The sequence below is a fragment of the Nitrosomonas sp. Nm84 genome, assembly GCF_003201565.1.
Taxonomy (GTDB): Bacteria; Pseudomonadota; Gammaproteobacteria; order Burkholderiales; family Nitrosomonadaceae; genus Nitrosomonas.
In genome coordinates this window covers 18,056-42,140 of record NZ_QJJP01000008.1, presented here as the reverse complement: position 1 = coordinate 42,140, position 24,085 = coordinate 18,056, and the positions used below count along the sequence as shown (strand labels likewise).

Genomic DNA, 24,085 nt, shown 5'->3' with positions numbered 1-24,085 from the left:
GTATGAGTAAATCATTGTTTGATGATTCCCTGTTATCCGGCGCAAATGCTTCGTTTATTGAAGCGGTTTATGAAGAATATCTGCATAACCCTAACTCGGTTGCATTAGCCTGGCGTGAATATTTCGATAAACTGACCAAGCAGTCGGATGTCGTAGATAAACACTCGGTAAGCCGCGTGGCTGTAACTGCGGCTCTGCAATCTTCCGGGACGGAAAGTCAGATTGCGCTGCCGGATGCGGTAGTCGCCGATTCGGATGATCGAAAACAAGTTGCGGTTTTGCAGCTCATCAACATGTATCGCTATCTTGGCCTGGGTCAAGCGAAACTGGATCCTCTCGGACTCAAACAACAAGCGGATGTACCCGAGTTGAACCCTGCGCACTTCGGATTTTCCGAAGCGGATATGGATAAGGTATTTAATACCGGTTCACTGGTCGGGCCTGAACATGCTACCCTGCGTGAAATTTTGCAAATTCTGCGAGAAACTTACTGCGGTTCCATCGGCGCCGAGTATATGTACATTTCTGTGGTGGAACAAAAACGCTGGATACAAGCGCGTCTAGAAGGTCAACGCTCCAATCCGAATTATTCGGATGACTATAAACGCCACATTCTTGAGCGGCTTAATGCGGCAGAAGGATTGGAAAAGTATTTGCATACCCGCTATGTCGGGCAGAAACGTTTCTCCGGAGAAGGCAACGAGAGCCTCATTCCATTGTTGGATTGCTTGATTCATCGGGCCGGGAAGGCTGGTGTTCAGCAGATCGTAATGGGCATGGCGCACCGTGCCAGGCTCAATGTCCTGGTCAATACGCTGGGGAAAATGCCTGCCGATTTGTTTCGCGAGTTTGAAGGAGAGCAGCCGCAGGATCTGCCGTCCGGTGATGTCAAATATCACCAAGGTTTTTCATCCGCAATCAAGACAGCCGAAGGCATCGTAAGACTGGCGCTGGCATTTAATCCTTCGCACCTGGAGATTGTCAATCCGGTGGTCGAAGGCTCGGTGCGCGCGCGCCAGCATTTGTTGAACGACAAACTCGGCGACCGGGTGTTGCCGGTACTGATTCACGGCGATGCTGCTTTTGCTGGGCAGGGTGTGGTCATGGAAACGCTCAATTTGTCGCAAACTCGCGGTTACGGCACCGGCGGCACGGTGCATATCATCATCAATAATCAAATCGGCTTCACCACATCCGATCCGCGCGATAGTCGTTCGACCTTGTATTGCACTGATGTTGCCAAAATGATCGAGGCGCCCATTTTCCACGTCAATGGTGATGATCCGGAAGCGGTGGTGATGGTGGCTGAGCTGGCGTTTGATTTTCGTATGCGCTTCCATAAAGATGTCGTGATTGATATGGTGTGTTTCCGTCGCCTGGGTCACAACGAGCAGGACGAACCGATGGTGACTCAACCGAAAATGTATCAGATCATCAACAAACATCCCGGCACCCGTAAGCGCTACGCGGATAAACTCGTCGCCGAGGGCGTCATTAAACAGGAAGATGCGGACAATCTGATTCAGACCTACCGTGATGCCATGGATGAAGGTGTCAACCCAAACAAGAGCGTTAGCTACGACTATAAGTCTCCCTATACCATCAATTGGGAACCGTTTCTCAAGCCGTTCAAATGGAACAAGAAAGTTAAAACCGGCGTGGCGTTGCAAACGTTGAAACAGCTTGCGATACGGTTGACAGAAATTCCCGAAGGCTTCAAGTTGCATCAGCGGGTTGAGAAAATTATTGCCGACCGGCGTTTGATGGGAAATGGCGAGTTACCTTTGGATTGGGGAATGGCGGAGAATCTGGCCTATGCAACCCTGCTGAAAGAAGGTTATCCGGTAAGATTATCGGGACAAGATTCAGGGCGCGGCACGTTCTTTCATCGTCATGCCGTGTTGCATGATCAGGTCGCGGCGGATCAGAATGAGCGGATTTATATTCCGCTCCGTCACCTGTATCCCGAACAGCCGGATTTTGTCGTGATTGATTCGATGTTATCTGAAGAGGCGGTGTTGGGGTTTGAATATGGTTATACCACCACACAACCCAACGAATTGGTTATCTGGGAAGCACAGTTTGGTGATTTTGCCAATGGCGCGCAGGTAGTGATCGATCAGTTTATTGCTTCCGGCGAGGCCAAGTGGGGGCGCATATGCGGTTTGGTGATGATGTTGCCGCATGGCTATGAGGGGCAGGGTCCTGAGCACTCTTCCGCGCGACTGGAGCGCTATCTGCAGTTATGCGCGGATTACAATATCCAAGTCTGCGTGCCTTCCACGCCAGCACAGATGTTTCACATGCTACGACGGCAAATCATCCGTCCGCTGCGCAAACCATTAATCATCATGAGTCCGAAAAGCATGCTGCGTCATAAAGAATCGGTGTCGAGCCTGGAAGATTTGGCGCATGGGCACTTTTATCCGGTGATTCCCGAAGTCGAAGATCTAAATCCGGAAAGCATCAAGCGGATTATTGTTTGCAGCGGAAAAATCTACTACGAATTGCTGGCTTATCGCAAAGAGTATCAAATAATGAACATGGCGATCATTCGTTTGGAACAATTGTATCCCTTTCCGCATGAGGAATTTCAGGCGGAAATCGACTGCTTCAGCAATGCCAAAGAAGTGATCTGGTGCCAGGAAGAGCCCGGCAATCAGGGCGCATGGCATCGCATTCAGCACTATCTGTTGCGCCATATGCGCCCTGATCAGGCATTGGGTTACGCACTGCGGACATCTGCAGCTTCTCCGGCGGTGGGTTATACGGCACGGCACAAGTTTACGCAGAATGAATTAATCGTGGCAGCATTCAGAGATAAAATTTAAGAAGAGGGCATCATGCTAATTGAAGTCAAAGTACCCGTGTTATCTGAATCCGTAGCCGAGGCCACGTTAGTATCCTGGCACAAAAAGGCCGGCGACTATGTCAACCGCTCGGAAAACCTGATCGATATCGAAACCGACAAGGTGGTGCTTGAATTACCCGCTCCCAATGCCGGTGTGTTGGCCAAGATTTTAAAACAGGATGGCGCGACTGTAGCCAGCGGTGAAGTCATTGCAATGATTGAAACCGAAGCAACTGCCGGTGCCACCGTCACCGCTGAACCGAACGATGCAACTCCGAGCGACGCAACTGTCGGTACCACCGTCACCGCTAAACCTGGCGACCAGCCGGCGTCTGTCGCCGAAAAACCGGCGGTGATCGCCACCGGCAGCAGTACTGAAAGTGCCAACACCGAGGGAGTTGATCAGGCGATACCGATGTTAATGCCCGCCGCGCGTAAGTTGGCGGAAGAAAATAACCTGAAAGCAACGGAGACTTCTGCAATCAAAGGCACTGGTTTGGGTGGGCGTGTTACCAAAGAAGACGTGCAAACGTATATGGCAAGCAAGTCGGACGCGACTTCAAAAGTTGTACCTGAACCCGTTGCAACAGATACATCAGCAACAGGAGCGCGTATTGAACGCAGGGTGGCGATGTCCCGATTGCGGCAGCGCATTGCTGAACGTTTGGTAGAATCACAATCCACCGCGGCGATTCTGACCACGTTTAATGAAGTCAATATGCAGGCGATCATTGATCTGCGCACACGCTACAAAGCTGAGTTTGAAAAGGAACACGGCGTCAAATTGGGCTTTATGTCATTCTTTGTCAAAGCCGTTATCGCGGCGTTAAAGAAATATCCGATCGTCAATGCTGCGGTGGAAGGCAATGAAATTATTTATCACGACTATTATGACATCGGCATTGCCGTTGGCAGTCCGCGTGGGTTAGTGGTGCCTGTTATCCGTGATGCAGACCGCTTAACGTTGGCCGAGATTGAACTGCAAATCGCCGGTTTCGCCAAGCGTGCGCAAGACGGCAAACTGACCATCGAGGAACTCAGCGGCGGCACTTTCTCGATTACTAATGGCGGCGTGTTCGGTTCCATGATGTCGACGCCGATCATCAATCCGCCGCAAAGTGCTATTCTGGGTATCCACGCCACCAAAGAACGACCGGTGGTCGAGAACGGCCAGATCGTGATCCGTCCGATGAATTATCTGGCTTTGTCGTATGATCATCGCATCATTGACGGTCGGGAAGCGGTACTGTCATTGGTGGCGATGAAAGAAGCACTGGAATATCCGATGAGTCCATTATTGGAAACATGAAAAGGCTATTCAATTAAGAGGCATTGAGAAATGCTTTCGAGGCAGCCGTAATAACAAGGTAAAAACAGGCAAGAAAGTGCAGTTTATGCGTGACAAATGAACATCAGAACCTATTTTTAACACCGTGGCGGCAACGCAGATAGTTTCTCAGCGCTTGCCAGTTGGGCGTACAATTTAAATCTCTACGGGTTCAACTTTCCGAAAGCTGATTGAAAAGCAGCAGATTGAGGCGCGCAGTTAATACCCTGCTGCTGGCGGCGGAGTGTTTTATTCATCAAGAAAAGGTGCTTTGATATGAAAAAACTTGTCATGATTGCTTCTCTCGTATTTTCTGTGGCACTTTATTTATTCTTTGAAGTGACTGGTAATGAAGCGGCATTAGCTCCGATATTACTAGGTCTTCTAGTTTCTTTCACTTGCGCAATGATGTTGTTGACCGAAAAATAGTGATGAAATCGTCCAGGTGAAATTCTCCACTGTGAAAAATAAAAAACACAAAAATAAATATGACGCTTTGGAGCTCAACGTATTAAGCTTCTTTCCAAACGCCCGTTTGCCGCGATAAATTCCAAGGAATATAGCCAAAACTAAGCTGTTTCATAGCTAAAATTAAGTTTTTGCTTATTTTCTAATAGAGAGAAAGTAAATATACTTAATAGCCGTCGCTTGGAAGCCAAAAGATAATTGCTTTCAGTATCCGGTTTTCTAGCTGTCATAAGAAACGCGTCATGACGGTTGATGATATTCTCAGTGATTTATGTTTATTCAGAGGTGCTCTATGAGATTCAAGAATAATAACTTGGTGCAAAAGATTAAGCGCTTAATGTATGTTGTGCCGGCTAGCTTGGCACTATTAATCTTCAGTTATGGAAGTACCACTTCCGTAATTGCAGCCGGACCGGAAGCGCATTTGAAAGGCGAGTTTGGCCCTCTGCACGCGTGGCCAATCGTACCTGTTCACATGACACTAATGCCGGATGGTCGAGTATTTGCTTTTGGACCTCAATCGCTGAAAGATCTGAAGTATGCGGTCTGGGATCCTGCAATGGGAACAAGCGCCTCTGCATTTGAGACACTGCCGAACACCACCAGCACGAGTATTTTTTGTGCCGGCCAGACAATGATTTCAGAAACAGGCCAAGCGCTTCTTATTGGTGGAGATACATCCTATGCAATGCCAGGTACGAATTATGGATATCATACTGACCATGTCAATGTTTACGATCCCACTACAGACACGCTAATACCTCAGGCCAGCATGGCTTATAGTCGTTGGTATGCAACCGCAGTGACATTACCTAATGGTGAACATTTGGCACTGGGTGGCCGCAATGTAAGACCCTCAACAGGGATCTTAGCCGAATATGCGCCTATACCGGAAGTACGTGCTCTAAACGGCAACTGGCGTTCGTTGAGTGCTGCATCTAGCGATGCTGCGTATGGAGCGGCCGGAGGTAATTCTTGGTACTATCCACGTACCTGGGTGAATCCACAAGGTAATGTATTTATTGTGAACCCAGGTGGCGCGCTGTATAAGCTAAACACCGCAGGTGCTGGTACACTTACGCTGTATAAGAAACGGATACCCGCTGGCAGAAATCTTCTGCCCAGTGCAATGTTCTCTCCCGGTCGCATCCTCCTTGTTCGCAATAATCGTACAGCAATTGTCGTTGATATCAATGGTACCGGTGAGCCTACATCGTCCTCAGGCGGAAGTTTGTCAAGGGATCGGCAATATGGCAACGCTACGGTGCTTGCTGATGGCCGGGTGTGGGTTAATGGCGGTTCATCGACTGGTAATGACCTAGTGGGTGCAGCGTTAGATTCTGAATTGTGGAATCCTGTGACTAACACATGGACGACAACAGCGAGTGCTTCAACAGTGCGCCTATATCACTCGGCTGCAATATTGCTTGCAGATGGAACGGTACTTACCGGGGGAGGAGGTGTTCCTGGTCCATTACGGCAAATGAATGGCGAGGTATACTATCCACCTTATCTATTCAAGAAGGATGGAACCGGTGAGTTTGCGCCTCGGCCGGAAATCGTTGATGCGCCAGCGGCCATGATTGGTTGGAATCAGGTGTTTTCAATCGAGGCGACTGAGAATATCGCGAGAATCACGCTGGTGCGTGCCGGAGCAGTTACACATGCATTTAATAATGAGCAGCGTTTCTTTGATCTACCGCCGATTTCACAAAGCGGTAACAGTGTGACGGTAAAGTCACCGGCATCAGTTAACAGTGCTCCTCCAGGTTTTTATCTGCTTTTCGTCTGGAATGCGGCAGGAACGCCTTCATTGGCTAAGGTCATACACCTTGGTTAGATCGCTTAGGTTAAATAATAGAAGCTTACAAAGTACCCTCGTGTGGAATTCTGCACGAGGCGATGTTACTCAGTAAGCCGTTTTCTTCCTTTAAAGAAAAAAGTTTGATATTTCATGTTTGGAACAATCAGGCTAACAGCGCCTCGTAGATTTTCTGGTAGGCTATTGCACTTGCATGCCAGCTGAAATCTTTGGCCATGCCGTTCCTCTGCAAGCGTTGCCAGTTTTTCTTATCATGATAGGCTTGTGCTGCACGCTTTATCGTATTGAGCAAGTTGTCGGCGGTCATTGGGTAGAACAAGAAACCGCTGGCGCTTCCTTCTGCAAGTGTTGTTGGCGTACAATCGACCACAGTGTCAAGCAGGCCACCAGTGGCGTGTACTACGGGTGGTGTACCATAGCGCTGACTATACATTTGATTTAAACCGCACGGTTCAAATCGCGAAGGCATCAGGAAGCAATCTGCGCCTGCTTCGATCAAGTGAGACAGCGCTTCATTAAAGCCGATACGTACTGCGATTGCATCGGGGTAAGTTTGGGCCAGTGTTGAGAGCTGGTGCTCCAGATCCGTATGATTACTACCGAGCACTATCAATTGAGCGGGTATTTTTACCAGTTGCGGTGCCACTTGTATCAACAGATCCGTGCCTTTCTGATGATTCAGGCGGCTGACCACACCGAATAACGGGATATCGGCGTCAACGGTTAATCCCATTTGCTGCTGTAGCGCGCTTTTATTGACTGCTTTATCGGATAGTTTTTTACTCGTATAGTTTTTTACCAGGTGGGGATCAATTGCGGGATCCCATTCGCTCGTGGCTATACCGTTAATAATGCCGGTGAGATGGTCGCGGCGTGTGGCCAGTAGCCCTTGCAAACCAAAGCCCAGCGGCTCTATTTGAATTTCCTCTGCATAACTAGGACTGACTGTGGTGATGTGGTCAGCATAATAAAGCCCTGCTTTGAGGAATGACAGATTGCCGTAATATTCAACACCATTGACATCAAAACTATCCGGGGGCAATCCCAACTGAATGACACTACCAGGGGAAAAAACACCCTGGAATGCAAGGTTATGGATCGTCATCACAGTCGCGGCTTTTTTGCCTGGATGAAAATGCAGGTAGGCGGGGGTGAGGCCGCTTTGCCAGTCGTTGCAATGTGCAATGTGCGGACGCCAGGCAACCGGACTGGCATCACTGGCTAGAATGGCGCCAATTTTTGACAGCAAACCAAATCGTAGCGCATTATCCGGCCAGTCGCGTCCAAGCGTATCCATGTAGGGACCGCCTTCACGGCGATATAGTCCCGGACAGTCGATCACAAAGACCGGTATATGTTCAGTCTTACTGAGCGATAGTCTTCCGGACAATAGGGTGGTGGGAGGAAATTGCGGTAATTCGTTGAACTCGGTCACTTTGGATTTGTATTTAACACCTGCCAGAACCTGTGGATAGCCCGGCAGCAGGAGCCGTACATCAGTTTGCAGTGCGCGTAGCGCAGCAGGCAGTGCAGCGCTGACATCTCCCAAGCCACCGGTTTTGCATAACGGATATACTTCAGAGGTAATAAATAGAATGCGTAACCCTTGAGATGATGCCATGGATGTATTTTTACTGGTTGGCCTTGAAATAATTGATCAATCCGTTGGTGGATGCATCGTGAGATGTTACGGGAGCATCCTGTTTCAGTTCGGCCAGGATTTTTCCGGCAAGCTGTTTGCCTAACTCTACACCCCATTGATCAAACGAATTGATATTCCAGATTACGCCCTGCACAAAAACTTTATGCTCGTATAGCGCAATGAGCGAACCCAGCGTTCTGGGGTCCAGTTTCTTAAACAGAATGGAAGTGGTGGGGCGATTTCCGGGGAAAATTTTGTGCGGTAACAGTTGTTCCACAGACGCCGCGTTCATGTCCTGTGAATTGAGTTCCGTACGTACTTCCTGTGCATTCTTGCCGGCCATTAACGCTTCAGTCTGGGCAAAGAAATTGGCTAATAACATGCGATGATGATCGCCAACCGGATAATGGCTTTGACAAGGTGCCAGGAAATCTGCTGAGACGATTGGCGTTCCTTGATGTAATAATTGGTAGAAAGCATGCTGGCCGTTGGTTCCAGACTCTCCCCAGACAACCGTTCCGGTGGCATAATCCACTGTTTTACCGTCGCGGGTGGTACGTTTGCCGTTGCTCTCCATTTCCAGTTGTTGTAGATAGGCGGGGAAACGATGCATGGATTGATCGTATGGCAGTACGGCGTGCGACGAGGTATTGAAAAAATTGATGTGCCAAATACCCATCAAACCCAGCATAACCGGCAAATTCTTTTCGAATGGCGCTGTGGCGAAATGCTGGTCCATGTCTCGCGCGCCTGCGAGCAGGGCATAAAAATTATCCATGCCGACGGTTAAGGCGATGGGCAGACCGATTGCTGACCATAATGAATAGCGTCCACCCACCCAATCCCAGAATTCAAACATGTTGTCAGGATCAATGCCGAATTTTTCTACCGCAGCGCGATTGGTGGAAACGGCGACAAAATGATGCGCGATATCTTTTTCCTCGCCACCGTGCGACAGAAACCATTGCCGTGCAGAGTGCGCGTTAGTCAGCGTTTCCTGTGTGGTGAAGGTTTTTGACGCAATGATAAATAAAGTCGTAGCCGGGTCAAGGTGTTGCAATGTTTCAAATAATTGTGCGCCATCAATGTTGGAAACAAAGTGTGGCGTAATCGCGGGTAGACCATAAGGTTTGAGCGCTTCGGTGACCATCACCGGCCCCAGATCGGAGCCGCCGATACCGATATTGACGATATCAGTAAAAATTTTTCCCGTATATCCTTTGCGTGCACCACTTTGTATCGCAACTGAAAAGCGCTCCATCTGTTTCAACACGCGGTTGACTTCCGGCATGACATCCACGCCATCCACATAAGTGGCATGCTCGCTGCGTAACGCAATATGCAGTGCGGCGCGTTGTTCGGTGGAATTGATTTTTTCTCCAGAGAACATGCGAGGAATCCAATCGTGCAGTTTTTGTTGATGCGCTAGTGCCAGCAATTGATCGATCGTTTCATGATTGATTAGTTGTTTCGAAAAATCGACCAGAATATCATTGAACCGCAGCGAGAGTTTCTCAAAGCGCTGCGGATCTTTTTGGAATAAGTCACGCAAATGCTGTTGCGCCATAACAGATTGATGTGCCTGTAAGGCAAGCCAAGCCGGTGATTCGGTGAGTAATGACATATTGTTTGTATTATTGCTGAATATTAAGAGCCGTGTTGATTGATTTCCAGTGTGATCATCAATTCCCGCATGGTGATCGGCCATTTTAATCGCAGTGTTAGTGCCTGCATAATTTTTTCAAATCCACTCTCGGATTGTGATACTGAGAAGTGCGGTTGCCCAATCAATGTGACTGGGGAAGAAGTTCTTATCACAACATTGCCGCCCAACGTATCATCGTCCAATATTATTTCAGTCAAATCCGTCAACTCAAGCAATTGACCAAAGCCACCAGGAATTTTTCCCTGATAGATGTAACGCCCGCCGACGCCGTCGCAGCTTGGCATAGCCAGGTTAATTTCGGTACTGAACAGTTGCGGCATTTTAGTGGCAAAACGATACACTACTTGTAGTCGGTTATTGTCGAGTATGAATTGCTTATGGATCGGGTATTCGGTGTTTTGGGATTCAAAATGATTGTTTTCAAGCGCTGCTGTTTTAGATTGATAAGCAATATAGGTATCATCCAGAGAATCGACAAATAAACTGCGAGGGTGATCGTCAGCAACGATATCCTCCCCAGCGATCTTATGTTTATAACTGACGCGGTCATGCGCTGAAGCAATGCCGCTGACTGTATGGCTTGATGTGTGTTCTTGATCTGGTTGAATTTTTTTATAATAATTCTCGACCTGGCAGCGCAAAGTGTCACCAAAGTTATGATGCAACCGATAGGCGTCCAGCTCGCAAATACCGGAAAAGCTGTCTAGCTTAACGACTGCTTGCAGCATACCATTTTGCAGATACGCTTCTTCCACGCCGTCCAAGTCGGTGTCTTGGGTGAAGTGTGTTGCTCGAGGTATGCAAGCATCGAGCAGTGCTTCCAATTCAACGAGAGCGTTGTAGATTGCACGCCGCAGATGGGGAAGATACAAGCCACCAAACATGCCGTGCCAATAGGCATCATTCGCTTGGGATTCGTAGAGTTTCTGCTGCATCAGGGCGGTGCGCTGCTTCTTCGGGAGTGAATTCAGCCGTGCGGAAAGTCCTAGCATGCGTTTATGCATCCAATTCGATTCAGGATAACGTGAAAAGAAATTTTTCCAGATGCCGCCACGTAGGAATGCTTTCCTGTGTTCATACCAGTCGTTCGTCTTGGCTTGCTGCACCAAATCTGTGTAGATACTGGCGGATTGAGCGGGCAACGTCCACTCATTCATCTCGATATAGGATACCGTGGGCAAGTAGACAACGCCGCGCGTTTTTTCACTGGCGTGATATTCTCTGTAGTGTTGGGTACAAATTTTGGTTGAAGCCAGCACGCTTTGGATAAAATTCTCAAGCCAGCCTTTTTCATACACCCACTGATAAGTTTCCGGCCAGATACCGAATTTTTCGATATCATCAAAATAAACTGCTGCCGTATGGGTATGTGACGGGTGCTGATCTGCCAATGATTCCAGATAAGCGATGGTTTCCTCAACCGGGGAGAACGGAATTTTATAGCGTAGCGATTCCGAAATCGGAAACAAGTCGAGTTTGTGGCTATCTTCTTCGGTCGTGAAATAACCGTCTAATTCTGTTGGTGTCTTGCCGGCGCATAGAAAATGGTAATCATCCACAATGACATAACGGATGCCGCAATCCGCAAGTGCCGGAACGACCGTTGATTCCCATACACGCTCGGTCAGCCATGCGCCTTGCGGGCGTTGTCCTAGCTTTGCTGCCAGTTTTCTGGAAAAAGTTTCGATCTGTCCGATACGATCCCGATTGGGAATCACTGCCAAAACCGGCTCGGTATCACCCGCACCAAATAACTCTACTTGATTGCGCTCAACCATCTCACGCAGCAGTACCATGTCTTCAGGGAAATGTTGCAGCAGATAATCAAGCAGCCAGCCTGAGAAATGGACGGCGAAGCGAAAATCCGGGTAGCGATGCAATACTTGCAAAAACGGTTTGTAACAACGCAAATGTGCATCCGTCAGTACGTCGGGAAAATTACCGACAGGTTGATGCGCATGGACACCGAAAAGTAGCGAAACACGTTGTGACATTCAATGACTCCGGTAATTGTTAAGAACGTGGGTAACCGAGAACCCGATTTCAAACACGGATGAGCGGTTTGAAATCAATTAGGTATTATGAAGATCGCCGCATAGCGCCGCTCGCTTCAGTTTGTTCATTACCTTTGCTGATGGGTTCAAGTACTGACGGCGGTATTGGCAATTTAAGCAAATGATACAGATTCATCAGATTTTGCCTGAACAACTGGTCAAAACTTGCCACCGAATGCGCCGGATTGTAATCGCCAAACCACCAGAACCAGTCGGAACTCTCGCACGATGCCAATTGCCGGCTGGCCTCAATTTTTTGTTCATCGGTCAAGCGGTCGCTTTGCATGACCAGATCAAAGCTCTGTTTGGCTACACATAGCATATCCCAGGCACAATTTTTTTCCTTATCACCGATCCATGTGGAGAAAGTGCCATATACCCAGCTACCGGCTGCCAGCGTAGGTAATGTTGCGACATTATTCGTATTTTCAGTATCGGCGATATAGTCACGATACGTCGTGGTGCGAATAAACGGATGATTGTCGAGTAAGCTGTAAAGATCTTCAAGAAAGTAATAGCCGTTATACGGATATGATTCCCAAGCATTTTCTCCATCCAGAATGACGCTGACAACTGGACTCTCCTCAGCGGGTGTGTTGTGGTAGATATGTTCCAGCGATTGTATGAAATTTTCTGCGGCATCGCGTCCAAACCATCGGGCATATTCAAAACCGATCAAATCGGATAGCTGATCATCACGAAAAAAACATATGACTTGCTCGGCTTCTCCGCTTACCTTGTAGGGACGATATAAATAGTGATTGCGATCCGGTAATGAGGCATCAGGATGGGAGGCGCGCAAACTATTGATCAGAACACCCTCACCACTTGCACTCCACTGACAGTTCTGCCCTGCTAGGATTTTTAATAATGCTGTCGACAGAGCACCTTCAGCCGGCCAGACACCGCAGGGCTTTTCATTAAAATATTGCGTGTGATGGGTGACCGCAGAGGAGAGATGAAACGCAACACGACTGCGTCCACCGGGATAAAGATGGTGTTCCGGTAAGGTGATATCGGGTTGACTATCCCGGGCGGAAGAGAAATCGATCAGTAGCGGTGCGAGCGGATGGTAGTGGGGCGTAGTGGATAATTCAATCTGACCTGACTCAGCCAGTTTGCGGTAGCGTGGAATTAATTGTTTGATCAAATCCCCAATCAAATTGAATAGTTGCAACCGATCTTCGTAGCTGAATCCCTGACTCTGCGCCATCAGCCTCATGATGAACTCGTTGTTTCGACGCACGCTCTCACCCATCCACGCCAAGTGGTACCATACCAGCAAATCGGCCAGATATTGTCCGGAAACGTAGGCTAATTCACATTCGCTGCGTTTGTTGAAGATTTGGTAAAATTCATACAGGCGTTTGTAGGCTGGATACGGTTGCAGCATCGTTTCATGATTGCTGAGAAAGCAGCTGTCGAACACGTATGTACGATCCTGCATGGAGATGTGCTCGAGATCGGGCGTGGCTAACAAACGCAGCAAAGGGTTGCGTATCTGTCCGCTAGAAAATTGCTCAGTGAAATCTTCCAATTGATCAAGCAGTATCGGTACAAAATTGACAACTGTCTTGGTCTGCGGATGCATTTCCAGGTGGTAAGCCATGTCAGTATAGTCTTTGATGGCGTGCAGATACACCCACGGCAGTACAAATTCCTTCGTGACATAATCGCGGTAATCCGGTTGATGCATATGCCACAGTAAAATAAGATTTAATTGCTTCATTTCAAAATGATACTACTTATAAAAATTTTTATTGTTAACGCGCAACACGGTGAATGCTATGCCCTAACATTTCCGGTGTAATCAATGTGATGCCTTTTTCAGTTACATAGAATCGTTTGCGATCCGCTGCTGCATCATAGCCCACTACCAATCCCTCAGGGATCACGCATTGTTTTTCCACCACCACGCGTCGTAGGCGCGCACGCCTGCCAATCACGACATTGGGCAATATGACCGAATCGTCCACAGTGCTATAGCTGTTGACTTTTACATTGGAAAACAGCAGCGAACCACGCACGGTGGCGCCACTGATAATGCAACCTCCGGATACGGACGAATCCAGCGCCTGACCACGACGATCCACATCATCGAAAATGAATTTAGCCGGAGGTAATTGCTCCTGATGTGTCCAGATCGGCCAATTTTCATCGTACAGATTGAGCTGCGGTGTCACGTTGATCAAGTCTAAATTGGCTTCCCAATAGGCATCCACGGTTCCTACATCGCGCCAATACGGTATTCCTGAAGCCATATTGACGCAACTATTCATGAATCGATGCGCAAATACGCGATAGTGGGGTACCAAGTAAGGAATCAAATCTTTGCCAAAATCATGTGACGAATCATTGACTAGATGGTCGCGAAGGAGTTGCTCATAGAGAAATTTGGCATTAAACACATAGATTCCCATGCTGACTAACGCTTTTCCCGGCTGACCGGGTATCGGTATCGGGTTATCCGGTTTTTCGGCAAAGCTGGTGATTTGCCAAGCATCATTGACGCCCATGACGCCAAAAGCGCCGGCTTCCTCTACCGCAACTTCCAGGCATGCTACCGTCATGTCAGCTGCTTTCTCGACATGTTCGGCCAGCAGCTTGCTGTAATCCATTTTGTAAATATGATCGCCACCCAGAATCAATACATATTCGGCGTCGTGGCGCTGCAATATGTCGATATTCTGGAATACCGCATCAGCGGTACCTTGATACCATGTTTCATCGGCGGTTCGTTGCTGCGCGGGTAGCAGTTCGACAAATTCTTTGAAACGTCCATCGAGAAAACTCCAGCCACGCTGGATATGACGAATCAAACTCTGTGCCTTGTATTGCGTCACAACGCCAATACGCCGCATACCCGAGTTGACGCAATTGGAGAGCGGAAAATCAATAATGCGGAATTTTCCACCAAACGGCACTGCCGGTTTTGCGCGCCAATCCGTCAATTGATGCAAACGGCTGCCACGTCCTCCCGCCAGTATCAGTGCGAGTGTATTGTGCGTGATATTGCTGTGAAAGCGTGTGCAGGTTTCGTGTTCCGCTTCAGATTCACTGGCATATATAGGTTCTTTATTGCTATCCATAGTGATTGTACCTTTCACGATTCATGTGAGCATGTTATCGCATTATGGCATTTTCTTACAGATCGCTTTACGTTTAATTACGCTTGCTAATGGTTTTTTCATGTGTATTGATAGCGAATATCCGGCAAAACTGGGTGAGTATTTGGGGAGCTTATTTTCGTTTTTACCATTCACGTGATAATCTCTACGCTTTCTACGTTGCGTTATCCGGACGATTCCACTTAAACCGTTTTAATTTCCAAGATTCGATGTGATTACTATCCGTACAATCAATCCATTGCAAGAAGCTTTGCTGCATGCGCGACTACATGATCCATTTTCGTATTTGGGTTTGCACCAGGAACAGGGGCAAACCTTGGTGCGGGTATTTCGTCCCGATGATGCACATGTATGGATCAGAACGACTGTCGGTTTTGAACCGATGCAGCGCATCCATCCGCATGGAGTATTCGAATGGCGCGGAGAATCTCCGCCCGACATGCCATACCGATTGCGGATCGAACAGCAAGGCACGCGACATACTGTCTATGAAACGTATGACCCGTATGCTTTTGCGCCGCAAATTTCTGGCCATGATTTGCACCTGTTCAATGAAGGTAAGTTGTGGCAAGCCTATCGCATGCTGGGTGCGCAACCTGCCAACAATGCCGGTGTCGACGGCATGCGTTTTTCGGTATGGGCGCCAAATGCCGGGCGTGTCAGTGTCGTCGGTGATTTCAATCATTGGGATGGAAGAGTGTATCCGATGAAAGTGCACCACGCCAGCGGCGTGTGGGAACTGTTCATTCCGGAATTGCCGCCGGATACACTGTATAAATATGAAATCCGCAACCGCAACAGCGGGGAAATTCTGCTTAAAACGGATCCCTATGCCAATCACTACGAACTGCGTCCCAACACGGCGGCGCTGACGCCTGCGGGTGGCCGCTATAATTGGCACGATGCAACGTGGATGATGAGTCGCGCTAACTGGGATTGGTTGCACGCACCGTTGAATGTACTTGAAGTTCACGCCGGATCGTGGAAGCGGCATCCGGACGGGCGTTTTTACACATACCGGGAACTCGCTGATCATCTGCTATCCTATGTGCTGGAAATGGGCTATACGCATATCGAATTGATGCCCATTTCGGAACACCCGCTGGACGAATCCTGGGGTTATCAGACCACCGGCTATTTTGCCGTCACCCGCCGTTACGGCTCATCCGATGATTTCCGCTTCTTTGTGGATAGCTGCCATCAGGCGGGAATTGGCGTGATTCTGGATTGGGTGCCCGCGCATTTTCCGCAGGATACGTTTGCTTTGGCGCGTTTTGACGGCACGGCATTGTATGAACATGAAGATCCGCGTCTTGGATTTCACCAGGACTGGGGCACATACATCTTCAATTACGGCCGCAACGAAGTGAAATCATTTCTGCTGTCCAGTGCGCATTACTGGCTGTCCGAGTTTCACCTGGACGGATTGCGCGTTGATGCGGTGGCTTCCATGCTGTATCTGGATTATTCGCGCAAGGAAGGGGAGTGGTTGCCCAATAAGTATGGGGGACGCGAGAATCTGGAAGCGATCGAATTCTTGCGTGAGCTGAATATCATGGCGCACGCCGAATTTCCCGGCGCACTGACACTGGCCGAAGAATCCACCGCCTGGCCGGGCGTATCGCGCCCGACCTATGTCGGCGGTCTGGGATTTTCGATGAAATGGAACATGGGTTGGATGCACGACACCCTGACCTATATGCGGCAAGACCCCGTGCATCGGCGTTATCACCAGGATCAACTGACATTCAGCCAGCTCTATGCGTATAGCGAAAACTTTGTGCTGCCGTTTTCACATGACGAAGTGGTGCATGGTAAAGGCTCGCTTTGGAACAAAATGCCCGGCGATGCGTGGCAGAAATTTGCCAATGTGCGCCTGCTGCTGGTATATCAGATGACGTGGCCGGGCAAGAAGCTCAACTTCATGGGCAATGAATTTGCCCAGCAGCGGGAGTGGCGCATCAACCACGAGCTGGACTGGTACTTGCTCGGACAAAAACAGCATTCCGGGATCGAGGCTGCACACCGTGATTTGAATCATTACTACAAGCATATCCCGGCCTTGCATCAACTCGACTTTGTATCGGAAGGATTTCACTGGATCGACTGTCAGGATGTCGATCATTCGGTGATCAGCTACGTGCGGCGCGCCAAAGATGGTTCTTTTGTGCTGGCGGTTCTCAACTTCACCCCGGTGCCGCGCATTGGTTACCGCATCGGCGTTCCAGTTGCGGGGACTTATCATGAGCTGTTCAACAGTGATTCAACCTACTACGGTGGCAGTAATGTCGGCAATTTAGGCAATATTACCAGCGTGCACATACCCTGGATGGGGTTTGCCGATTCGATGACGATTACGCTGCCGCCGCTGGCGGGGATGATTTTTTCTTTACAGGATGTGTCCGATACCCAATGAAGTCTCTGAATAACCTCATTTGTCATTTCGAATATGATGAGGGATCTTAAGAATCAACGCCGTAGGTTTTTTACACATCACGAAGTTTATTCGCATCATTGGAGGGCAGGCTGCGTTTGCCGATGTGGATCAAATGGATACCAAAGCAATTGCTAAAGTGCCTGAATGCAGCCGTGGCAGGGTTTTTAACAAATCAGCAGGTTATAATAAACTTAATATCTCATTTACGTGCAGCGGGGGTTGCTTTTATACGACTTCGTACTATCGCATGGAGTGCAGACCAACCATATTGTCTTCAGTATCTCGGAGCAAAGCGATAAAGCCATATTGTCCAATGGACATTTTGTCCGCACTATCTGCCCGCCGGAAGCCGTGGCGCGAGCTGCCTCGACAGCGCAATCTGCACAGGTAAAGTACACCAATACAGCATTTCCGCCGGATGGGCCATCCGCCATCTTGACCAATGCGCCAGATGCGCCCATTTGATCCTTGATCATCGGAAAACTCCACAATTCTATGTTCATTTCTGTGGGGCTGTTTAGGCGTTCGAGCTTAACCTGGAAAACCGATTCATAAAAACGCTTGGCCCGATCTATGTCTTGCACGTAAATTTCAAACCATCCAACGGGGTTACGATTCATATGAGCATCTCCTGTCATGGTTATAGCATAATTGTAGCACTGGAAAAAGTGCCTGAAGCGCGGATGATATGCGGTGTATATTAGTAATACACGGCTGTTAATTGTGTTTTTCAACTTAGCTTGCTAGTACAACACTAGGATAACGAATTCTCATGATGAATATCATCGTTGCGGTACTTTTATGTGTTTTTCCCACGGTGGTTTATGCGATTGATCTGATTTGCGAAGTTGAATATGCAAGTGCAGTCACATCGCTGAAACCAGCCGCCAGTTTTGATCCCTATGAGACAGCCAAGATTGATTTGCCGGGAAATTTCAGGTTCTCAGCGCATTATTTACTGGGCGCAAATAAATTGAAAACTTTTGTTTATCATTACGCCAAAGATCGATATGTTTTATTACACGCAGCAGAATATCGTGTGGATAAGACCACGTGTGGTCAATATGAGCAAGGATTTGGGTTAAATAAAGTTTATTCTGCCAAAGTGGAGCGCGAGCTCTTGTACCAATGTCGATCAGTTTGTCGCTGAAAGGGGACTTATGTTGATAAGAACATTGTATATTTGTTTATTGCTAGTACTGTTTAGCAGTCCTGCTCATTCGGAAGAACGAGCGATTCGAATGCTTTTTGTCGGTGATGTGATGCTGGGTGAAATGCCGGGAGAGATGATCAGGAAAGGACATGATCCGTTGGCTGCATTTGATGAGCTATTTGAAAGCGCAGATATTAAAATTGGCAATCTCGAGTGTGTGATCAGCGAGCAAGGCGTACCGGAGGCAAAGTCATACACATTCAGAGCACACCCCAGAGTGATCCCGTTGCTGAGAAAATATTTTAGTGCGGTGTCACTGGCCAATAATCACAGCGGCGACTACGGGCCGCTGGCTTTCTCGGATATGCTGGATTTGTTGGATCGTGGTGGCGTTGCTTATTTCGGCGGTGGTCGCGATATCCGATCAGCCCATGAGCCGCTGCTGATCGAAATCAAAGGCAGGAGAATTGCAATTCTCGGTTATAGCGAAATTTTTCCTAGAAGTTTTGAAGCATTGGATGATCGCGCCGGGATTGCATGGAGTGATGATGATTACGTGTCGTATGATATTCAGCGTGCCAGGACTAAATACAAGGCCGATATTGTCATTGTTTACCCACATTGGGGCTGGGAGTATGAAAAAATGGCATCTTCGCGTCAAAGCAAATTGGCTCGTCGGATGATCGATGCCGGCGCAGATGCCATTGTGGGAGGTCATCCGCACGTGACGCAGAACATCGAATGGTACAAAGGTAAGCCTATATTTTATAGCTTGGGTAATTTTATTTTTAATGGTTTTGAAGAAGGTGATGCAACGGCGGGATGGGTCTTGGAATTGGTTTTTTCTGCGGATATGCAAATTACCTGGAAGATTCATCGTGCAAAATTAGATGAAAATGGTATGCCGCACTATGCGGGCGTGCTTGAAGCTGCTCATTGAGAAAGAACGCTCGGAAAATACTATACGCCGGCGTGTACTCTTAGCAGATAGTTTTTCAACGGCTGCTAGAGGTATGACAGAAACTTCTCGGTGGGTGCTTTGTTTCTAACCCATGCGCTTTAGTAACCGCATTGCTGACGGTTGTGGCAATGGCTATTGACAACAAGGATGAATGTACTGGTAGATATTTCTCATGATAAAGAGAATTCTCCTATATTATTTTCTTACTATGCGGTGTACCGTACAATCATTGGTTATTGATGGGATTTGAGTAAATGTTTGGAAAAGTCTCTGACTTTATTTGGCAGTAGCAAATAATTGATTATATAGCTGTATTTGTGTTGGTATGATTTAAAAAAGCACCGTATTGTCGATTAGTATCCAATTACGATGGATCGTTATTGATTGATAACGCGAAGATATGAATATTTTTGGGAGCATAGAATAAGATGAGAAAAATGATATGTAGCGCATTAGAAAATAAATCCACAACGATCGCAGCGGTCGGCTTGGTACTGGCATCAGCAAGCGCATCAGCAGACACGCTTGACTTCAGCGTACTTTCACCGGGAACCCAAAACAATACTGTTCTGGTACTACCGCAAGCGACGATAACATCCTTTGGTGCCGACATCTTCGTAGGTGCCGCGAATATCGACCATGAGATTTGTGCGTTGTCCGGCGGATTCACTTGTCAAGCAGACATGAAAGTTGATTTTACCACTGCAGTCAATGGCCTCCAGTTTGTGGCATCCGGTCGGGATGACGGTGATCACTTTGACGTCAATGTGTATAACGGTGCTGTGTTACTGGGTACGGTTGGTAATTCTGCCAATGGTCTGGTTGATCTGACCGCATTTTCGCATGTGACGAGTATCTACTTGGATGATTCTTCGACCGCATCTGGATTTGCCTATGACCACTTCACCTTCACCGCCGCCGTCCCCGAACCTGAGAGCTACGCGATGCTGTTAGTCGGACTGGGATTGCTGGGTTTTGTCGCACGCCGCAAACGCGCACAAAGTATTTAACGATTATTTTGTACAGGGATCGACTATGAGGAGAAAACAGATAGCGGGTGCGGTTACTTTGCTGACGATACTGCCCTCGCTGTCCGGTTGTTGGATGCTGGCGGCTGCCGGGGCGGGTGCTTATGGTGGATATCAAATGAAAAAAGAAGGCTATACGCTACAAAATCCGATCACTAAGGAAGCAGATAAAAAGAAATCAAGCAAGTAAGCATCCTGGTTTGACTGTAATTGCAAATTATTTGTTTTTTTTCCCGGAATGCTGTGGTTCTTCCTTGCGCTGGAAACTGTCGTAAATCATCAGTGCAGCGCCGATAAAAATGGCGGAATCGGCAATATTGAACGCTGGCCAATGACTATCGCCGATGTAGAAGTCCAGAAAATCGACCACATGACCCAGTGTGATGCGGTCGTATAAATTGCCCAACGCACCGCCCAAAATGAAACTTAATGAGAAACAGAATAGTTTTTCATGTCGGTATTTATTGAGCAGATAGATAATCAGCACAGCGGCACTGCCTGCAATGCCGCTCAGGAACCAGCGCTGCCAACCGGATTCCTCACTCAGAAAACTAAACGCGGCGCCGGGATTGTAAGTCAGCACGAGGTTAAAGAAACCGGTCAACGGGATTTTTTGGCCGAATTCCAATGCGGATTCCACCCAGTACTTGCTGGCAAGGTCTAATGTCAGAACAATCAAAGCAATGCTCAGGCTGATGTAAAGCTTCATAGTGAAAAGTTTCCGGTAAATGATAGTCGAGTGTTACGCATAGTGTCGCACTTCACCACGACCATAAAGATTGGTGACGCAGCGTTCACACAACGTGGCGTGTTCCGCATGATGCCCAACATCTTGGCGGTAATGCCAGCAGCGTTCGCATTTTGCGTGTGTGCTGGATGTCACGGAAATACCTTCCTGCTGCGGATCGCTGACTTGAATCAGCGTGACTGCAGAGACAATCAGCACAAAACGTAAATCATCACCCAGCGCATTGAGCAGGGTAAAGTCATCGCTATTGGTGCGTATTTCGACCGCTGCCGCCAGTGATGAGCCGATTTCCCCCTGCGCTCGGGATTCTTCCAGTTTTTTCAGCACGTGTGAGCGCAACGTACGTATTTTTGCCCAGCGTTGTTGCAATAACCCGGTATTCGGTTGCGATGGGAAGGTATGCCATTGATGGAGTAATACGCTACTTTCGGTATCACCAGTCAGATGCTCCCAGACTTCTTCCGAAGTAAAGCTCAAGATCGGCGCAAACAGGCGCACCAGACTGTGCGCAATATGATATAGCACAGTTTGTGCCGAGCGACGCGGTAAACCTTTGGCTGCCGCTGTGTACAGACGATCTTTGAGAATGTCCAGATAGAAGCCGCCTAAATCTTCAGAGCAGTAATTATGCAATTGATGCACTACTTGATGGAACTCATAACGCTGATAGCTTTGGATTAAATCTTGCTGGAATGTTGCAGTAAATGCCAGCATGTAGCGATCGATTTCTAGCAGGTCGGTGACGTTAACCAGGTCTGTTTGCGGATTAAAATCCATCAGATTGGCCAGTAAGAAACGCAGCGTATTGCGGATGCGGCGATAACTTTCGACCACGCGCTTAAGGATTTCTTCGGAAATGGAGAGTTCGCCGGAATAATCGGTTGAAGCGACCCACAAACGCAAAATATCGGCGCCGGAGGTATCCATCACTTTTTGCGGCGCGATGACGTTGCCCTTGGATTTACTCATTTTATGGCCGGTACCATCGACGACAAATCCATGTGTAAGCAGTGCATCGTAGGGTGCGCGACCATCGATGGCGCAACCGGTTAGCAGTGAAGATTGGAACCAGCCGCGATGCTGATCGGAACCTTCCAGATACAGATCGGCCGGGAATTTGAGCTGCGCATCCGCTTTGACCACGGTGTCGTGCGTGGTGCCGGAGTCAAACCAGACATCCAGCGTATCGGTCAGCTTTTTATAATCGCTGGCTTCTGCGCCGAGCATTTCTGCGGCATCCAGTGCAAACCAAGCTTCGATGCCTTGCTGCTCTACTTTTTGCGCGACTTGCTCGAGCAATTCAAGCGATCGTGGATGCGGTGCATGGGTTTCTTTATGCACAAAAAGCGCCATCGGCACACCCCAGTTGCGTTGGCGTGAAACGCACCAATCCGGGCGATTGTTGATCATCGCTTCCAGGCGGGCTCTACCCCATGCCGGGTAAAATGCGGTGGATTCGACAGCTTGCATGGCTAAGTCGCGCAGGTTCTTTTTCTGTGTCGTTGTTGCAGTTGTGTTATGTAGATTCATGCCGATGAACCACTGCGGCGTGGCGCGAAAAATAATCGGTGTTTTGTGCCGCCAGCAATGCGGGTAGCTATGATCGATTTTTTTTAGACAAAACAGATGTCCGCCGGTTTTGAGTGTGTCAATGACCACATCGTTGGCTTTCCACACGGAAAGCCCGCCAACCAAAGGCGTATTGGCAGTAAATTTACCATTGCCATCCACCGGGCTTTCGCTCGGCAAACCATACTGCTGCCCGACAAAATAGTCATCCAGACCATGCGCTGGCGCCGTATGCACAAGACCTGTACCGGCTTCCAGCGTGACATGTTTGCCGCAGATGATTTTGACCGTGCGTGGTTCAAATGGATGCTGCAACAGCAAGTGTTCCAACGCTTGGCCTTTGCATGTCGCCAGTGTTTCACCCGTTAAGTCGTAGCGTTCCAAACAGGCTTGTTTCAGTTCGGCGGCGAGGATCAGCCAGCCGCGTGTTGTTTTTATCAGTTCATAATCAAAATCCGGATGAACGCTGACTGCTTGGTTGGCGGGCAAGGTCCATGGCGTAGTAGTCCAAATAATCGCATAGGTTGGAATATTTGCAGGGATGACGACACCAAAGGCATCGCTGAGCGATTGGTATTCGGACGATTGCACGGTAAAACCGACATCAATGGCGGGCGAAGTTTTGTCTTCATATTCCACTTCCGCTTCAGCCAGTGCTGAGCCGCAGTCAATACACCAGTTGACCGGCTTCTGACCCTGATACAGATAGCCATTCTGATAAATTTTTCCCAGAGCACGGATAATGCCGGCTTCTGTTTTGAAATCCATCGTGAGATAAGAATTATCCCAGTCGCCCAGCACACCCAGGCGAATAAAATCAGCTTTCTGGCGTTCTACCTGCTCTTTGGCAAAAGCTCGGCAAAGCTCGCGCACTTTATCGGCAGGTAAATGTTTGCCGTGTTTTTTCTCGATCTGATGCTCGATGGGTAAACCATGGCAATCCCAGCCCGGGACATATGGTGCATCGAAACCCGCAAGTGTTTTGCTTTTGATGATGATATCTTTGAGAATTTTGTTGACCGCGTGACCGATATGGATGTCGCCATTGGCATAAGGTGGGCCGTCATGCAAGATGAATTTGGGGCGTCCTTTGCTGGCAGAGCGGATTTTCTGATATAGATTTTTTTCTTGCCAGGCTTTCAGCATGCCGGGTTCGCGGCTGGCGAGATTGCCACGCATCGGAAATGGTGTGTCGAGTAAATTAAGGGTTTTCTTATAATCAGTCATGAAC

17 protein-coding genes are annotated in these 24,085 nt (G+C 48.4%); 9 read left to right on the top strand and 8 right to left on the bottom strand.

Translation table 11 applies throughout. The features are described 5' to 3' along the window. The first annotated feature begins 2 nt into the window (after positions 1–2). From C8R34_RS05925 to C8R34_RS05915, 4 genes are all read left to right on the top strand, one after another. A complete protein-coding gene (locus C8R34_RS05925; protein ID WP_110338776.1) occupies positions 3–2,831 on the top strand; it encodes a 2-oxoglutarate dehydrogenase E1 component in 2,829 nt (942 codons plus the stop codon). 12 nt (positions 2,832–2,843) lie between these two features. Next, entirely contained in the window at positions 2,844–4,160 is a 1,317-nt protein-coding gene (odhB, locus tag C8R34_RS05920; RefSeq protein ID WP_110338774.1) for a 2-oxoglutarate dehydrogenase complex dihydrolipoyllysine-residue succinyltransferase, read from the top strand. A gap of 294 nt (positions 4,161–4,454) precedes the next feature. Beyond that, on the top strand, positions 4,455–4,607 hold the full coding sequence (locus C8R34_RS16430) for a hypothetical protein (RefSeq protein ID WP_165872535.1): 153 nt from the start codon (positions 4,455–4,457) through the stop codon (positions 4,605–4,607). A gap of 331 nt (positions 4,608–4,938) precedes the next feature. After that, positions 4,939–6,486 carry a galactose oxidase early set domain-containing protein gene (locus C8R34_RS05915; protein WP_110338772.1) on the top strand — a complete coding sequence of 516 codons (1,548 nt, stop codon included), beginning with the start codon at positions 4,939–4,941 and terminating at the stop codon, positions 6,484–6,486. A 127-nt stretch (positions 6,487–6,613) separates the two neighbouring features. Here C8R34_RS05915 and glgA read toward each other — a convergent pair whose 3' ends face one another. From glgA to glgC, 5 genes are all read right to left on the bottom strand, one after another. After that, positions 6,614–8,089 (bottom strand): glycogen synthase GlgA, encoded by a 1,476-nt coding sequence (glgA, locus tag C8R34_RS05910; RefSeq protein ID WP_110338770.1) that lies wholly within the window; start codon positions 8,087–8,089, stop codon positions 6,614–6,616. A gap of 10 nt (positions 8,090–8,099) precedes the next feature. After that, positions 8,100–9,734, bottom strand: a complete 1,635-nt coding sequence (gene pgi / locus C8R34_RS05905; RefSeq protein WP_110338861.1) for a glucose-6-phosphate isomerase — start codon at positions 9,732–9,734, stop codon at positions 8,100–8,102. Positions 9,735–9,757: 23 nt separating this feature from the next. Further along, complete coding sequence (locus tag C8R34_RS05900) at positions 9,758–11,770, bottom strand: alpha-amylase/4-alpha-glucanotransferase domain-containing protein (RefSeq protein ID WP_110338768.1); 2,013 nt, start codon at positions 11,768–11,770, stop codon at positions 9,758–9,760. An 85-nt stretch (positions 11,771–11,855) separates the two neighbouring features. Further along, positions 11,856–13,559: a glycoside hydrolase family 57 protein gene (locus C8R34_RS05895; RefSeq protein ID WP_110338766.1), complete on the bottom strand. Its 1,704-nt coding sequence runs from the start codon at positions 13,557–13,559 to the stop codon at positions 11,856–11,858. Positions 13,560–13,593: 34 nt separating this feature from the next. After that, entirely contained in the window at positions 13,594–14,919 is a 1,326-nt protein-coding gene (gene glgC / locus C8R34_RS05890; protein WP_110338764.1) for a glucose-1-phosphate adenylyltransferase, read from the bottom strand. A gap of 250 nt (positions 14,920–15,169) precedes the next feature. On the opposite strand from glgC, the gene glgB reads away from it, so the two are divergent. After that, entirely contained in the window at positions 15,170–17,374 is a 2,205-nt protein-coding gene (gene glgB, locus C8R34_RS05885; RefSeq protein ID WP_110338762.1) for a 1,4-alpha-glucan branching protein GlgB, read from the top strand. Between the two features lie 224 nt (positions 17,375–17,598). Here glgB and C8R34_RS05880 read toward each other — a convergent pair whose 3' ends face one another. Next, complete coding sequence (locus C8R34_RS05880; protein ID WP_258364378.1) at positions 17,599–18,015, bottom strand: VOC family protein; 417 nt, start codon at positions 18,013–18,015, stop codon at positions 17,599–17,601. A gap of 152 nt (positions 18,016–18,167) precedes the next feature. Here C8R34_RS05880 and C8R34_RS05875 point away from each other — a divergent pair, with 152 nt between their 5' ends. From C8R34_RS05875 to C8R34_RS05860, 4 genes are all read left to right on the top strand, one after another. After that, positions 18,168–18,545, top strand: coding sequence for a hypothetical protein (locus C8R34_RS05875; protein WP_110338760.1), 378 nt, complete (start codon positions 18,168–18,170; stop codon positions 18,543–18,545). Between the two features lie 10 nt (positions 18,546–18,555). Continuing rightward, positions 18,556–19,488, top strand: coding sequence for a CapA family protein (locus tag C8R34_RS05870; protein ID WP_165872534.1), 933 nt, complete (start codon positions 18,556–18,558; stop codon positions 19,486–19,488). A 449-nt stretch (positions 19,489–19,937) separates the two neighbouring features. Beyond that, complete coding sequence (locus C8R34_RS05865; protein ID WP_258364377.1) at positions 19,938–20,519, top strand: PEP-CTERM sorting domain-containing protein; 582 nt, start codon at positions 19,938–19,940, stop codon at positions 20,517–20,519. 25 nt (positions 20,520–20,544) lie between these two features. Then, positions 20,545–20,727: a hypothetical protein gene (locus C8R34_RS05860; RefSeq protein WP_110338756.1), complete on the top strand. Its 183-nt coding sequence runs from the start codon at positions 20,545–20,547 to the stop codon at positions 20,725–20,727. A gap of 27 nt (positions 20,728–20,754) precedes the next feature. On the opposite strand, the gene lspA is transcribed toward C8R34_RS05860, so the two are convergent. Both lspA and ileS read right to left on the bottom strand, forming a co-directional pair. After that, positions 20,755–21,246 carry a signal peptidase II gene (gene lspA, locus C8R34_RS05855; RefSeq protein WP_110338754.1) on the bottom strand — a complete coding sequence of 164 codons (492 nt, stop codon included), beginning with the start codon at positions 21,244–21,246 and terminating at the stop codon, positions 20,755–20,757. 33 nt (positions 21,247–21,279) lie between these two features. After that, positions 21,280–24,081, bottom strand: coding sequence for an isoleucine--tRNA ligase (ileS, locus tag C8R34_RS05850; protein ID WP_110338752.1), 2,802 nt, complete (start codon positions 24,079–24,081; stop codon positions 21,280–21,282). Positions 24,082–24,085: the final 4 nt, after the last annotated feature.

Excerpts from the sequence above, each read along its gene's own strand:
- C8R34_RS05925 (WP_110338776.1), top strand. The coding sequence starts at position 3 with ATGAGTAAATCATTGTTTGATGATTCCCTGTTATCCGGCGCAAATGCT.
- odhB (WP_110338774.1), top strand. The coding sequence starts at position 2,844 with ATGCTAATTGAAGTCAAAGTACCCGTGTTATCTGAATCCGTAGCCGAG.
- C8R34_RS16430 (WP_165872535.1), top strand. The coding sequence starts at position 4,455 with ATGAAAAAACTTGTCATGATTGCTTCTCTCGTATTTTCTGTGGCACTT.
- C8R34_RS05915 (WP_110338772.1), top strand. The coding sequence starts at position 4,939 with ATGAGATTCAAGAATAATAACTTGGTGCAAAAGATTAAGCGCTTAATG.
- glgA (WP_110338770.1), bottom strand. The coding sequence starts at position 8,089 with ATGGCATCATCTCAAGGGTTACGCATTCTATTTATTACCTCTGAAGTA.
- pgi (WP_110338861.1), bottom strand. The coding sequence starts at position 9,734 with ATGTCATTACTCACCGAATCACCGGCTTGGCTTGCCTTACAGGCACAT.
- C8R34_RS05900 (WP_110338768.1), bottom strand. The coding sequence starts at position 11,770 with ATGTCACAACGTGTTTCGCTACTTTTCGGTGTCCATGCGCATCAACCT.
- C8R34_RS05895 (WP_110338766.1), bottom strand. The coding sequence starts at position 13,559 with ATGAAGCAATTAAATCTTATTTTACTGTGGCATATGCATCAACCGGAT.
- glgC (WP_110338764.1), bottom strand. The coding sequence starts at position 14,919 with ATGGATAGCAATAAAGAACCTATATATGCCAGTGAATCTGAAGCGGAA.
- C8R34_RS05880 (WP_258364378.1), bottom strand. The coding sequence starts at position 18,015 with ATGAATCGTAACCCCGTTGGATGGTTTGAAATTTACGTGCAAGACATA.
- C8R34_RS05875 (WP_110338760.1), top strand. The coding sequence starts at position 18,168 with ATGATGAATATCATCGTTGCGGTACTTTTATGTGTTTTTCCCACGGTG.
- C8R34_RS05870 (WP_165872534.1), top strand. The coding sequence starts at position 18,556 with ATGTTGATAAGAACATTGTATATTTGTTTATTGCTAGTACTGTTTAGC.
- C8R34_RS05865 (WP_258364377.1), top strand. The coding sequence starts at position 19,938 with ATGAGAAAAATGATATGTAGCGCATTAGAAAATAAATCCACAACGATC.
- C8R34_RS05860 (WP_110338756.1), top strand. The coding sequence starts at position 20,545 with ATGAGGAGAAAACAGATAGCGGGTGCGGTTACTTTGCTGACGATACTG.
- lspA (WP_110338754.1), bottom strand. The coding sequence starts at position 21,246 with ATGAAGCTTTACATCAGCCTGAGCATTGCTTTGATTGTTCTGACATTA.
- ileS (WP_110338752.1), bottom strand. The coding sequence starts at position 24,081 with ATGACTGATTATAAGAAAACCCTTAATTTACTCGACACACCATTTCCG.